Raw genomic sequence first — 13,011 nt, forward strand, 5'->3', positions numbered from 1 at the left:
CCGGCGAAATATGCAGGTTTTTCAATAAAATACGCCTTAATCTTTTTGGAACCGAAATTAACTCTTGGCTATTGGTATTTTATTGGTATTATCCGCCCGGAGGAGAAATCGCGTGAATTTCGTGCTCGGCATCGATGGCGGCGGCACCAGCTGCAGAGCGGCCCTTGCGACAGCGGACGGCAGCGTCGTCGGCCGCGCCAAGAGTGGCGCGGCCAACATCCGCACCGACCTCACCGGCGCCAGGGCCAACATCGTCGACGCGGCAAGGCAAGCCTTTGCCGCCGCCGGCGAGAATCCGGAGCTGATCTCGCAAACGCCGGCCATTCTTGGCCTCGCCGGCGCCAATGTCGGCACTTACAGGCAGCAGCTCGAAGCGATCCTGCCGTTCAGCATCAGCCGCGTCGAGACCGACGCCGAGATCGCCTTGGAGGGTGCCGTTGGGTCCGGCGACGGCGCCATGGCCATCCTCGGCACCGGCACCGCCTATATGGCGCGCAAGGACGGCAAGTCGCGCGCCGTTGGTGGCTGGGGCTTCCAGGTCGGCGACCAGGGCAGCGGCGCCCGCATCGGCCGCGATCTGCTCGAACAGACGCTGCTCGCCTATGACGGCATTCGCCAGGGATCGCCGCTGACCGAGGCCATGCTCGCCATCTTCCGCAACAATCCCGAAGACGTGGTCGAGTTCACCACCAATGCCAAGCCGGGCGATTTCGGCGGCTTCGCGCCCAAGGTCTTCGACCATGCCGAAAAGGGCGACATCGTCGCCAACTGGATCCTCGACAAGGCGGTCGCGGATGTCGAGGCAGCGCTCGGTGTGCTCGATCTCTCGGCCAACGCTCCGCTTTGCCTGCTCGGCGGGCTGGCGCCGCTCTACGCGCCGCGCCTGTCAGTGCGCTACCGGGCGCTGCTGAAGCCGCCGCTCGACGATGCGCTGGGCGGCGCGGTGCAGATGGCGGTTCGTCTTTTCGCGAAAGCTTCGGAGGCGGCGCGATGAGCGAGGCCGCCGACCAGATCTTCGCGACGCTGAAGCAATCCTCGCAAAGCGGCGCGCCGCTCTATCTGCAGCTCAGGAAGAGCATCGAGGACGCCGTCAATCGCGGCCTGATCGGACCAGGCGATGCGCTGCCTTCCGAGCGCGACATCGCCAGCAAGGCCGATATCTCGCGCGTCACCGTGCGCAAGGCGGTGCAGGACCTGGTCAAGGGCGGCATTCTCGTCCAGCGTCATGGCTCCGGCACTTTCGTCGCGCCGCGCATGGAGCGCGTCGAGCAATCGCTGTCGCGGCTGACATCCTTCACCGAGGACATGGCACGTCGCGGCATGGTTGTCCGCTCGGCCTGGCTCGACCGCGGCCTCTATGCGCCCTCGCCCGACGAGATGATGGTGCTCGGTCTGTCGTCGAACGAACTGGTGGCGCGGGTGGCGCGCCTGCGCATCGCCAACGACACGCCGCTGGCGATCGAACGCGCCGCACTCTCGGCAAGCGTGCTGCCCGATCCGGCGGGAATCGGGTCTTCGCTGTACGCGGCGCTGGAAATGACCGGCAACCGGCCGGTGCGAGCGGTGCAGCGCATCTCCGCCGCCAATCTCGGTGACGACGACGCGCGCCTGCTGGAAGTGCCGCCCGGCATTGCCGGCCTGCATATCGAACGCATTTCCTATCTGGCGAGCGGCAAGGTGATCGAGTTCACCCGCTCCATCTACAGGGGCGACGCCTATGATTTCGTCGCCGAACTCCGGCTGAGCGGGCCGGGAGAAGAGAGCAGGCCATGAGCGCAACCAAAACCCATATGCGGCGCGAGATCGAAGAGATCCCCGAGGCCACAGCCCGCCTGCTCGATGGTTCGGCACCGGTGCTGACCGAGGCCGGGCGCGGCATCCGCGAGCGCGATCCGCATTTCATCGTTACCGTCGCACGCGGCTCGTCCGACCATGCCGCCACCTTCATGAAGTATGCCGTCGAGCTGACCGCCGGCCTTGCCGTCGCCTCGGTCGGACCTTCCATCGCCTCGATCTATGGAGCGAAACTGAGGTTAGCCGGCTCAGCCTGCCTTGCGATCTCGCAGTCGGGCAAGAGCCCGGACATCGTCGCGATGGCGCAAGCGGCAAGAGACGGCGGCGCGCTGACCGTCGCCATCACCAACACCGCCGATTCGCCGCTGGCGCGAGCCTCGGATTACGCCATCGATATCCTGGCGGGGCCGGAGCGCAGCGTCGCGGCGACCAAGACCTTCGTCAATTCGGCGGTCGCCGGCCTCGCCTTGATGGCGCACAGTACCGGCGACGACAAGCTTCTCGCCGCACTTGCCCGCCTGCCTGAGCATTTCCGCAAGGCGATCGCCTGTGACTGGATGGCGCTGGCCGGTGCGTTGGAGACGCCAAGATCGCTCTTCATCCTCGGCCGCGGGCCCTCCACGGCGTTTGCCTATGAAGCGGCGCTGAAGTTCAAGGAGACCTGTGGCATGCATGCCGAGGCCTATAGTGCCGCCGAAGTCATGCATGGGCCGCTGGCGCTGGTCGGGCCGGGCTTTCCAGTGCTGGCGCTGGCCGCCCGCGACGCTTCAGAGCCGTCGGTCGCCGAGGCCGCCGACGCTTTGGCGGGCAAGGGCGCTGCCGTCTTCGTCACCTCGGACAAGGCGAAGCGTGCCCTGCCCCTGCCGCATGTCGCCACCGGCCATCCACTGACCGACCCGCTGACACTGATCGTGTCCTTCTACGGTTTTGTCGAGGCCTTTGCCCGCCATCGCGGCCTTGACCCGGATCTGCCACCCAATCTGCGCAAGGTAACAGAAACAGTATGAGCGACCGTTTTGCCCTGACTGGCGCCCGCATCTTCGACGGCGACGACTGGCACGAGGACGCCGCCCTGATCGTGCGCGACGGTCTGGTCGAAGCCATCTTTCCGGCCGGAGCCATTCCATCCGGAATTGCTCGCATCGAGACGAACGGTGGCATTCTGGCGCCAGGGTTCGTCGACCTGCAGGTCAATGGTGGCGGCGGCGTCATGGTCAACGACCATCCCGATGTCGCCACCATCGAAACCATCTGCCGGGCGCACGCGCCCTTCGGCACGACCGCGCTGCTGCCGACGCTGATCACCGACACGCCCGACATCACCGCCGCGGCGGTTGCCGCAGGGGTTGAAGCGGTGCGGCGGAAAGTGCCAGGATTTCTCGGCCTGCATCTCGAAGGCCCGCATCTGTCGATCGCCCGCAAGGGCGCGCATGACCCGGCGCTGATCCGGCCGATGACGGATGCCGACCAGGCCGCGCTGATCGCCACGCGGCAGAAGCTGCCGGTATTGCTGACGACGATCGCGCCCGAATCCGTCGAAGCCGCCCGCGTTTCAGCGCTGGCCGAGGCCGGCCTCGTCGTCAGCCTCGGTCATTCCGACACTTCCTATGCCACGGCGCGCGCCTTAGCCGAGGCCGGCGCCACGATGGCCACGCATCTGTTCAACGCCATGAGCCAGATCGGCAATCGCGAGCCGGGGCTGGCGGGGGCTGCCATCGATGTCGGCACATTTTATGCCGGCATCATCGCCGACGGCATCCATGTCGATCCCGCCACCATGGCGATCGCGTTGCGCGCCAAAAAGGGGCCGGGCAGGATTTTCCTCGTCACCGACGCCATGGCGACGATCGGCACCGACATGACCTCGTTCACACTGAACGGCCGCATCATCTACCGCAAGGACGGCAGCCTGCGGCTGGCCGATGGAACGTTTGCCGGCGCCGATCTCGACATGATCACCGCCGTGCGATACGTCCACCGCGCCGTCGGGCTGGAGCTTTCGGAAGCGTTGCGCATGGCTTCGCTCTATCCGGCCGAGGCGATCGGCCAGGCGCACCGGCTCGGGCGCTTCGCCAACGGCACCGCCGCCGATATCGTCGCGCTGTCGGACGATCTCGACGTCAAAGGCGTCTGGATCGGGGGCGACAGAGTTTTCGAGGCTTAAGGGATAAGCCGTTCGGCCCTTAGCTGCGCAAAGAGATCGAGGAAGGAGCGTTCGGTCGACTGGTAGTCGGTGAAGCCGAGTTCGCGGCTCTTGGTCATGTCGGTCATCACCTCGATCGGACGGCCAAGATCGAGATCGGTATGCCAGGGCGAGGCCAGGCGGTCGATGTCGGCCTCCTTGAGTTTGTACTTCGCCACCATGCCTTTCCAGATGGCCGGCGCGTCGGCCATCTCGGCTTCAAGCGGATGGACAGTACCGTCGAAGCCGGCCGGCTCGACGCCGAACCATGCCGCCAGGCGCGGCCACAGCCAGTTCCAGCGGAAGAAGTCGCCATTGACGACGTTGAAGGCTTCATTGCGCGCCGCCTCGGTTGTGCTTGCCCAGACAAGATGCTTGGCCAGGATGCGGGCGTCGGTGACGTCGCCCAGTCCGTTCCACTGCCCGGCCGAGCCGGGCCAGCGGAAGGGGCGGCCGGTTTCCTTGCAGATCGATGCATAGACGGCCAGCGTGCTGCCCATGTTCATCGCATTGCCGATGGCCTTGCCGATGACGGTATGCGGGCGATGGATCGACCAGGTGAAGCCGTCGCGCCTGGCGGCGGCATAGACCTCGTCTTCCTGGGCGTAGTAGAAGTTCGGCAGGTCCAGCCTCGGCTGCTCCTCGCGCAGCGGCGTCACCGGCAGGAAGCCGCCCGAGACATAAGCATCGAACGGCCCGAGATAGTGCTTCAGGCCGGTGACCAGCGCCACATGGCGCACGGATTTCTTCGGTGACAGCGCATCCAGCACATGCCTGACCATGGCGCTGTTGACCTCGATGTTCTCAGCCTCGGTCGAACGTCGCGACCATGTCGTGAAGAACACATGCGTCGGCGCGACATCCGCCAGCGCTGCCTTGACGCTGGCCGCGTTGAGCAGATCGGCGGCGACCGGCCGCAAGCCCGGCACGTCGCTACCCGGGTTGCGCGACAGGCCGTAAACCGTCCAGCCACGGCCGATCAGTTCGCGGACAAGATTGCCACCGGTGATGCCGCTCGCGCCAACCACCAATGCCGTATGATTTGCCATGCGTAGTCTCCTCCGAGGCCGGTCCGCCGTGACGCGAGAACCGGCGTTATGCTTGTTGCCAGCAGGATAGAACGTCACGCCAAAGCGGCAACGGCCGTATTGTTCAGAATGATAAAGTTTGGGGCGACCTCTGCTGCGGGGCGCCGGCGGAATGCTCGATTTGATAATTCTTCCTGTTGCATCCGAAAAAGCCAAACGGAAGATGCCCGACTGGAGGAACGGGTCGGCTTTGGACGATCCGGTGGGCAATGGCTTTTGCCCAGCAGCATTGAGGAGGAAATAGCATGGCCAAGAAGGTGGAGCTGCTGGCGGCGTACTGGACCATTTCCGGTGACCGATACCCGATGGGTCCGAGCGAAGTCAGTCCCTTCTCCTTGCGCGAGCGGGCCGAAGCCGCTTCGGCTGCCGGCTATACCGGCATGGGCCTGGTCTACCAGGATATCATGGCGAATGCCGTGAAGATCGGCCTCAAAGGCATCAAGCAGATCTTCGACGACAATGGCATCGTCCATGTCGAGGTCGAATTCCTCGGCGACTGGTTCGAAACCGGCGAGAAGAAAGCGGCCTCCGACAGGGTCAAGCACGATCTGCTCGAGGCGGCGGCGGTGCTTGGCGCGCGCGACCTGAAGATCGCGCCCAAAATGTATGCCGAGACGATCGACATTCCGCATTATGCGGCGGCCTTTGCCGAGGTCTGCGAGGACGCCAGGGCGGCCAACACCAATGTCGCCATCGAGATGCTGCCCTTCACCAACATACGCGACCTGGAGACGGCTCGTGAAGTGGTGCGGCAGGCGGGCCAGGACAATGGCGGTCTGTGCATCGACATCTGGCACGTGGCGCGCGGCGGCATGGATTATGACGAGCTTCGCGCGCTGCCGGCCAGCTATTTCAAATCGGTCGAGCTCAACGACGCCAAGGCGGAGGTCGTCGGCACGCTGTGGGAAGACACGCTCCATCATCGCCTGCTGTGCGGCGAAGGCGCGCTCGACCCGCGCGCCTTCATCAGGGCGGTCCAGGCGACGGGCTTCGACGATTTCTTCTCGGTCGAGGTGCTTAGCGAGACGCATCGGCTGCTGCCGCTCAAAGAGCAGGCGAAGCGCTCCTACGACACGACGATGGCGATGTTCGAACCGGCTGAAAAAGTCGTCGGCTGATAAATCAAAAAACGATCGGGAGAGAGAAAATGCAGACCAATCTCGCTGGAAAAACCGTGCTGATCACCGGTGCGGCGCTCGGCATCGGCCGCGCCACCGCGCTCGCCTTCGCCAAGGAAGGCGCCCAGGTCGCGCTGGTCGACATCGACCGCGCCGGGGTCGATGCGGTGATCGCCGAAATCAAGGCGCTCGGCGCCAAGGCCAGCGCCGGCATCGGCGACCTCAGCATCGGCGACGGTGTCATCGGCGCGATGGGCGAGGCGCTGAAGCCGTTCGGCGGCTCGCTCGACGTTCTCGTCAACAATGTCGGTTCGGGCGCGGTGCGGACCTTCGACCAGCTTACCGACGAGGAATGGGACAAGACCTTCCAGCTCAATTTCATGAGCTATGTCAGGGCGACGCGCGTGGCGCTGCCGATCCTGCGGCAGAAGGGCGGCGTCATCATCAACAACGCCTCCGATCTCGCCCGCCAGCCGGAGCCGGTACCGGTCGACTACAGTGCGTCCAAATCCGCCGTGCTGGCGCTGACCAAAGGCCTGGCGCGGGCCGAAGCGCCGAAAATCCGGGTCAACGCGGTTGCGCCAGGGCCGATCTGGACGCCGTTTTGGTCGAAACCGGGCGGCTTCGCCGAAACAATGGGCAAGTTCCACAACATGCCGCCGAAGCAGGCCGTGGAGCATGAGATGAGCTTGCGGCAACTGCCGCTCGGGCGTCTCGGCGAGCCGGAGGAGGTCGCCAATGTCGTCGTCTTCCTGGCCTCCGACCTTGCCTCCTTCGTCACCTCCGCTGTCTGGGGCGTCGATGGAGGCTCGATCCGCAGCATCATCTGATCCGCCAACCACGGTGCTTCCAGATTTGCGCATGATCCTTCGGCTTCCGGGATCATGCGCAACGGCTGAGCCGGCGCGCGCGCTTTGCCGGCTTATGAAGGCCCGCTAAGCGCCCGACCCGCCATTCTATCAAAATGATATTCTTGCGTGTTGAAACGCTGGGGACGCCAGCGAACACTGTCCTGACATTGGCGCCGAGGGAAGAGGTCGGCGCCGATGATTGGGAGGAATGAAAATGCAAAGCGTGTTCAAGACGAAACCGCGCCGCTCCGGCGTGGCTGCAATGATCCTATCGGGCGCCATGGCAACGATGCTGATGCCGGCCAATGCCGAAAGCATCAAGCTCGGCTATTCCGCACCGTTCCTGACCGATCCGTTTCAGGCGATCATGGCCAACCAGACGCTGAAGGCGGTCAAGGATGCTGGGATGGAGGCCATGCCGGCAACCAATGCCAATGGCGATGCCGGCAAGCAGGCGACCGACATCCGCAACCTGATCTCGGCCGGCGCCAAGGTGCTGATCGTCAATCCGACCGACAGCCAGGCCATCGTGCCGGTGCTGGAATTCGCGGCGTCGAAGAACGTGCCGACGGTGCTGATCGACATCGCGCCTGCCAAGGGCAAGTCGGCGATGATCGTGCGCGCCGACAACAAGGGCATTGGCGCCAAGGCCTGCGAGGCATTGGGCGCTGCCATCGGCGGCAAGGGCAAGGTGCTTTCGCTGATGGGCGACCAGGCGACCACCAACGGCCGCGACCGCACGACCGGCTTTAACGAATGCATGAAGGCGAAATACCCCGATGTGACCATCATCGAGCAGCCGACATACTGGAAGACCGACAAGGCGACGTCGGCGGCGCAGACCGTGGTCACCACGACGCCCGATCTCACGGCGATCTACATGCAGAGCGACTCTGTGATGCTCGCCGGCGTGCTCAACGTCTTGAAGAGCGCCGGCAAGCTGACGAAGGTCGGCGAGCCGAACCACATCTTCCTGGCGACCGTCGACGGCACGCCCTACGCGCTGGAGAAGATCCGCGAGGATCTGCTCGACGTGGCGGTCGCGCAGCCGCTCGACCTCTATGCCAAATATGGCGCCTTCTATGCCAAGGCGGCCGCGGAGGGAAAGACCTTCGCCGCCGGCCCGACGGACCATAACAGCGAGATCGTGCCGGTCGGCGACAATCTGATGGACTATCTGCCGGCTACCGTCGTCACCAAGGCCAATGCCAGCGATCCGTCGCTGTGGGGCAACCAGACGGAAAAATGATCTTGCGATGTGCGGACGTCCACAGAAGTTGGACGTCCGCGCCTCACGATCGCTTCTGACTGACTCAGGAATGCCCGGAACCGACCGATGAGCGCCGTCGAAACCTATGCAGCCGAAGCGCATGGCATCAATAAGCGCTTCGGTCCGATCGAAGTGCTGCACGATGTCGGGATTTCGATCCCGGTCGGCGACGCGCGCGCCTTGGTCGGCCGCAACGGCGCCGGCAAATCGACGCTGGTCGGGCTGCTGACCGGCCTCTATGGCGCCAATGCCGGTGAAATCCGGCTCGGCGGCAAGCCCGCGCCATCGCTCGGCGACCGGCAAGGCTGGCGCGAGCGGGTGGCGTGCGTCTACCAGCGCTGGATGGTCATCCCACACCTGACGGTAGCGGAAAACCTGTTCCTGAACAACCAGCCGCGAAACGGTCTGGGGTTAGTCGACTGGCGCCGGCTGCGCGAGGAATCCATCGCCGTGCTCGACGATTGGGGCCTCGACGTCGCGCCCGATCTAGATGCCTGGCGGCTGACCGTCGAACAGCGCCAGATCGTCGAGATCGCGCGCGCCCTGTTGCAGGGAAGTCGTTTCATCATCCTCGACGAGCCGACCGCCGAGCTCGAACGGCGCGAGGTCAATCGCCTGTTCGAGCGCATCCGCGGACTGCAGGAGCAAGGCGTCACCTTCCTCTACATCTCGCATCATCTGGAAGAGATCTACGAGATCTGCCGCACGGTGACGGTGATGCGCGACGGCCGCGTCGTTGCCAACGCCAGGCTCGACGACCTGCCCAAGGACCGGCTGGTCGCAGCCATGGTCGGCGATTTCGCGGCATCCGGCGCAGGCAGGAAGAGCGGCGGTTCCACGAGCAAGGCGCAGATGACAGCAGGCCTCGACATCGGCGGCCTCACCCTGAAGGACAGCCTGGAAGACATTAACCTCAGCGTCCATTGCGGCGAATGCGTCGGGCTGGCAGGGCTCGCCGGCTCGGGCAAGGACAGGATCGCCGAGGCCGTCGCCGGCCTGCTCACTCCGGATGCCGGCACGATCGCCATCCATGGCACAAGGACGCCGCTCGGCGATGTCGGCGCAATGCGCACGGCCGGTGTCGGCTATGTCGCGCGCGACCGGCATGTCAGCGGCCTGTTCCCGCTGATGTCGATCGGCGACAATCTGACGACGACCGTGCTGCCGAAACTCGGGCCGTTCGGCTTCGTCTCGACCAGCCGGCAGTCCGACATGGTCGACCGGCAGATCGCCGAACTCGGCATCGTCGCGACCTCGGGCTCGCAGCCGATCGGTGAGCTCTCCGGCGGCAACCAGCAGAAAGCCATGGTCGGCCGCGCGCTCGCCTCGGACCCGAAGGTGCTGGTGCTGGCGGCGCCGACGCAAGGCGTCGACATCGCCTCGAAGGACGCGCTGTACCGCATCATCAATGCCGCCAGGGATCGCGGCATGGCCGTTCTCGTCGTGTCGGACGATCTCGACGAACTGGCAATCTGCGACCGGGTCGAGGTGATCTTCCGCGGCCGCCTGACGCGCAGCTTCGCCAGGGGCTGGAACGACCAGGACGTCGTCGCGGCAATCGAAGGACTGTACTGAGATGACGAATATTTCCCTCGAAAAAGCCGCCATCGCCCGCCCGAGCCAGAGCCTGTTTGCCCGTTTCAGGCTGCGCGAACTGGTGCTGATCCCGGTCATCGCCGTCGTCATCGTGATCGGCAGCTTCGTCAGCTCGTCCTTCCTGATGCCGGAGAACCTGCTCAATATCCTGCAGCAATCCTCCGAACTGTCGATCCTGGTGATCGCGCAGTCGCTGATCCTGATTTGCGGGAAATTCGACCTCTCGCTGGAATCGACCGTCGGCATCGCGCCGATGTTCGCCGCCTGGCTGATGATCTCCGACGTGTCGATCGGCGGCTCCGGCATCGGCATCAGCGGTTATGCCGGCATTGCCGTCGTGCTCGCCACCGGCCTGCTGATCGGGCTGATCAACGGGCTGCTGGTGGTCAAGCTCCGGCTCAACGCCTTCATCACGACACTGGCGATGCTGATCCTTTTACGCGGCATCACGCTCGGCATCACCAACGGCCAGACTCTGTTCGACCTGCCGGAAGAGTTCCTCTATCTCGGCAATGCGAAATGGCTGGGCATTCCCGCCTCGATCTGGATCGCCGGGCTTTTGTTCCTCTTCTTCGGGCTGATGATGCGCTATCATCGCATCGGCCGCGCGATCTACGCCATCGGCGGCAATCCGGAGGCGGCGCGCGTCGCCGGTATTCCGGTCGAGCGCATCACGCTCGGCGTCTTCATCATGGGAAGCCTGCTCGCCTCGCTTGCCGGCCTGCTGTTGACCGGCCGCATCGCCTCCGTGGTGTCGAGCCAGGGGCAGAACATGATCTTCTACGTCTTTGCCGCATCGGTGATCGGCGGCATCAGCCTCAATGGCGGCCAGGGCCGCATCATCGGCGCGCTGACCGGCGTGCTTCTGCTTGGCCTGCTGCAGAATGTGCTGACGCTCTCGCAGGTGGCGGCGTTCTGGATCGATGCCTGCTACGGCGCCATCATCCTGCTCGCGCTCATCATCACCCGGCTCAGCGGCGAGACGCCGCGCGCCTGAAGCCACAGTGGTCGCCTGGGCAGAACGCTGCCGTAGGCGAGTCCCTCTTCGACAAGGAACAGTTTCGATGGCCTCAAGACCCACCCTCGCCCTCACCTTGCCGCAGACGGTCGTCGTCACCGGAGCCGCATCGGGGCTCGGCTATGAGCTGTGCCGATTGCTGCTCGACGCCGGCGTCACCACGATCGGTGTCGACCGGGCGGCGGCTGTCGCCGACCTTTCCGGCGAGGCTGACTACAAGCATGTGGCGGGCAATGTTTCCGACGAGGAGACCTGGCAAGCAGTGGAGGCGGAGCTCAAGAAATCCGGCACCACATCGCTCGGTCTCGTCACGGCCGCGGCGATCCTCGATGTCGGCACCATCATCGAGACGAGCAAGGAGATGCTGGCGCGCACGCTGGACGTCAATGTCGTCGGCACGGCGATGGCGATCAAGGCGCTGCTGCCGCGCATGATCGACAATGGCGGCGGGCCGATCGTCGTCGTCGGCAGCGTCTCGGCGACCTTCGCCGAACAGCAGCTCGCCGCCTATTCGGCCTCCAAGGCCGCCGCCCGGGCGCTGGCCCGTACCGTCGCCATGGACCATGCGCGTCAGGGCATCCGTGTCAATGTGCTCAGCCCCGGCCCGATGATGGCCGGCCTGTTCAAACGCCATCTGGAGTCGGCCGCCGACAGCCAGAAGTTTCTGGCAACGCGCGCCAACCGCCAACCCGGCGGCAGCATCCTCGACCCGAAGCAGGTCGCGCTATCGGTCGCCTATCTCTTGTCCGACCAGTCAGGCGCCTTCATCGGCGCCGACCTGATGGCCGATGGCGGGCTGTCGACCAGCTTCGATTTCCGTACCGGCGCGGAAGGGGCATCGATCGATTGATGATTGTCTGGCTGGTGGTTGGGTATAGGCGACTTTAGCGCGTTGCACTGCGAGCGGCTTTGCTCTCGTTTTCCATGAAACGAGCCATCTCCACTTCAGCCTCTTCGGCTGACAGGTTTGGACGAGGATCGTCCAACGATGCCTGGACCTTGGCGCGCAACACAGTGTTTACTTCACTGGCGGGCTTGCTGATTCGCATTCCAAGATCTCTCATTCCCCCCTTCATATCATGAACGGCTTGTGTTTGTGGAGTTTGCGAAGGCCTACATGACATCCGATCTCCCCACTTGCGGGGAACTTCAACGCCGGCGCTTCAGGCCGGCTCTTTCCCTATTCCGGCCAATTCCGCCATCTCCTTGACCAGCACGAACAGGTCGCGCTCGCCATGGCCGTGCAGATAGGCGCTTTCGAACTGCTGCCTGATCTGGGCGGCGAGCGGTTGCGGCGCGTGGTTCCCTCGGCCGACATCGAGCAGGATGTCGAGGTCCTTCATGATCTGTGACACCGCGAAGGCCGGCTCGTATTTGCCTTCGACGATCATGGCGCGCTTGTACTGGATGAGCGGCGAGGTGACGGCACTATCGCAGATGACCTCCATCGCCGCTTCGAGCTCGATGCCGCCCTTGCCGCTGAAGGCGAGCGACTCGGCCAGGAGCGCCGCCGTCGCGCCGACCATGGCGTTGACGGCGAGCTTCATGTAACGCGACTGCTCGCCGTCGCCGAGATAGAACTGCCTGCGTGTGTAGGCCTCAAGCAGCGGCTGCAGGCGCTCGAAATCGGCGCGCGGCCCGGAAACCATCGTCGTCAGCGTGCCGGCCGCGGCAAGCGCGGTGGAGCCGGAGATCGGCGCGCGCAGATAGGAGACGTTGCGGGCTTCCAGCCGCTTTGCCACCAGGTTCGACGCCGATGGCGAAACAGTGCTGGTGTCGATCCAGCTCTGTCCCGCGCGCAGCTGCGCCGCCAGCGCGTCGTCGCCAACGGCGATTTCGAGCAGCGCCGCGTCGTCCGAAATCGCGGTGAAGACGATATCCGCATTCTCGGCAAGTGCACTCATCGCCGAGACGTGCTGATAGCCATTGTCCGTGGCGCGCTTGCGGCCGGCATCGTTGCGGGCATAGGCGGTAATCGTATGGCCCGCCTCGTGCAGACGCCGCGACATGGGCAGGCCCATCTTGCCGAGGCCGATCCACCCGATTCTCATGGCTGTTCCTCGCTGGTTCGTCGCGCCGCGCCGTCTTCGTGCG

Annotated in this window: 13 protein-coding genes; 10 read left to right on the top strand and 3 right to left on the bottom strand. The window is 64.7% G+C overall.

The genetic code is table 11. The features are described 5' to 3' along the window. Positions 1–112 precede the first annotated feature (112 nt). The 4 genes from C9427_RS29455 to nagA are packed head-to-tail and all read left to right on the top strand — an operon-like array spanning position 113 to position 3,958. Positions 113–994, top strand: a complete 882-nt coding sequence (locus tag C9427_RS29455; protein ID WP_107652543.1) for a glucosamine kinase nucleotide-binding domain-containing protein — start codon at positions 113–115, stop codon at positions 992–994. Then, positions 991–1,773, top strand: a complete 783-nt coding sequence (locus C9427_RS29460; protein WP_107652544.1) for a GntR family transcriptional regulator — start codon at positions 991–993, stop codon at positions 1,771–1,773. The genes C9427_RS29455 and C9427_RS29460 overlap by 4 nt, the downstream gene beginning before the upstream one ends. Continuing rightward, positions 1,770–2,801 (top strand): SIS domain-containing protein, encoded by a 1,032-nt coding sequence (locus tag C9427_RS29465; protein ID WP_107652545.1) that lies wholly within the window; start codon positions 1,770–1,772, stop codon positions 2,799–2,801. The genes C9427_RS29460 and C9427_RS29465 overlap by 4 nt, the downstream gene beginning before the upstream one ends. Next, positions 2,798–3,958, top strand: a complete 1,161-nt coding sequence (gene nagA / locus C9427_RS29470; protein ID WP_107652546.1) for an N-acetylglucosamine-6-phosphate deacetylase — start codon at positions 2,798–2,800, stop codon at positions 3,956–3,958. Before C9427_RS29465 ends, nagA begins: the two co-directional genes overlap by 4 nt. Here the strand turns inward: nagA and C9427_RS29475 are convergent. Beyond that, on the bottom strand, positions 3,955–5,025 hold the full coding sequence (locus tag C9427_RS29475; protein ID WP_107652547.1) for an SDR family oxidoreductase: 1,071 nt from the start codon (positions 5,023–5,025) through the stop codon (positions 3,955–3,957). The two genes, nagA and C9427_RS29475, sit on opposite strands and share 4 nt — an antisense overlap. A gap of 284 nt (positions 5,026–5,309) precedes the next feature. Between C9427_RS29475 and C9427_RS29480 the strand changes: the two genes are divergently transcribed. The 6 genes from C9427_RS29480 (at position 5,310) to C9427_RS29505 (ending at position 11,767) form a co-directional block, all read left to right on the top strand. Beyond that, positions 5,310–6,182, top strand: coding sequence for a sugar phosphate isomerase/epimerase family protein (locus C9427_RS29480; RefSeq protein ID WP_107652548.1), 873 nt, complete (start codon positions 5,310–5,312; stop codon positions 6,180–6,182). 29 nt (positions 6,183–6,211) lie between these two features. After that, the gene (locus C9427_RS29485; RefSeq protein WP_107652549.1) at positions 6,212–7,012 is read left to right on the top strand and encodes an SDR family NAD(P)-dependent oxidoreductase; all 801 of its coding nucleotides are present in this window, start codon (positions 6,212–6,214) and stop codon (positions 7,010–7,012) included. Between the two features lie 235 nt (positions 7,013–7,247). Continuing rightward, complete coding sequence (locus tag C9427_RS29490; RefSeq protein ID WP_167434529.1) at positions 7,248–8,282, top strand: sugar ABC transporter substrate-binding protein; 1,035 nt, start codon at positions 7,248–7,250, stop codon at positions 8,280–8,282. An 87-nt stretch (positions 8,283–8,369) separates the two neighbouring features. Further along, positions 8,370–9,878 carry a sugar ABC transporter ATP-binding protein gene (locus tag C9427_RS29495; RefSeq protein ID WP_107652551.1) on the top strand — a complete coding sequence of 503 codons (1,509 nt, stop codon included), beginning with the start codon at positions 8,370–8,372 and terminating at the stop codon, positions 9,876–9,878. A 1-nt stretch (position 9,879) separates the two neighbouring features. Next, positions 9,880–10,896, top strand: a complete 1,017-nt coding sequence (locus tag C9427_RS29500; protein ID WP_107652552.1) for an ABC transporter permease — start codon at positions 9,880–9,882, stop codon at positions 10,894–10,896. Between the two features lie 67 nt (positions 10,897–10,963). Continuing rightward, complete coding sequence (locus C9427_RS29505) at positions 10,964–11,767, top strand: SDR family NAD(P)-dependent oxidoreductase (protein WP_167434530.1); 804 nt, start codon at positions 10,964–10,966, stop codon at positions 11,765–11,767. A 34-nt stretch (positions 11,768–11,801) separates the two neighbouring features. Here the strand turns inward: C9427_RS29505 and C9427_RS33915 are convergent, their stop codons facing one another. Beyond that, positions 11,802–11,966: an antitoxin PaaA2 family protein gene (locus tag C9427_RS33915; RefSeq protein WP_146172610.1), complete on the bottom strand. Its 165-nt coding sequence runs from the start codon at positions 11,964–11,966 to the stop codon at positions 11,802–11,804. A 114-nt stretch (positions 11,967–12,080) separates the two neighbouring features. After that, positions 12,081–12,968, bottom strand: a complete 888-nt coding sequence (locus C9427_RS29510) for an NAD(P)-dependent oxidoreductase (protein WP_107652554.1) — start codon at positions 12,966–12,968, stop codon at positions 12,081–12,083. Between the last annotated feature and the right edge of the window lie 43 nt (positions 12,969–13,011).

Source organism: Mesorhizobium helmanticense, assembly GCF_003034915.1.
Lineage (GTDB): Bacteria > Pseudomonadota > Alphaproteobacteria > Rhizobiales > Rhizobiaceae > Mesorhizobium > Mesorhizobium helmanticense.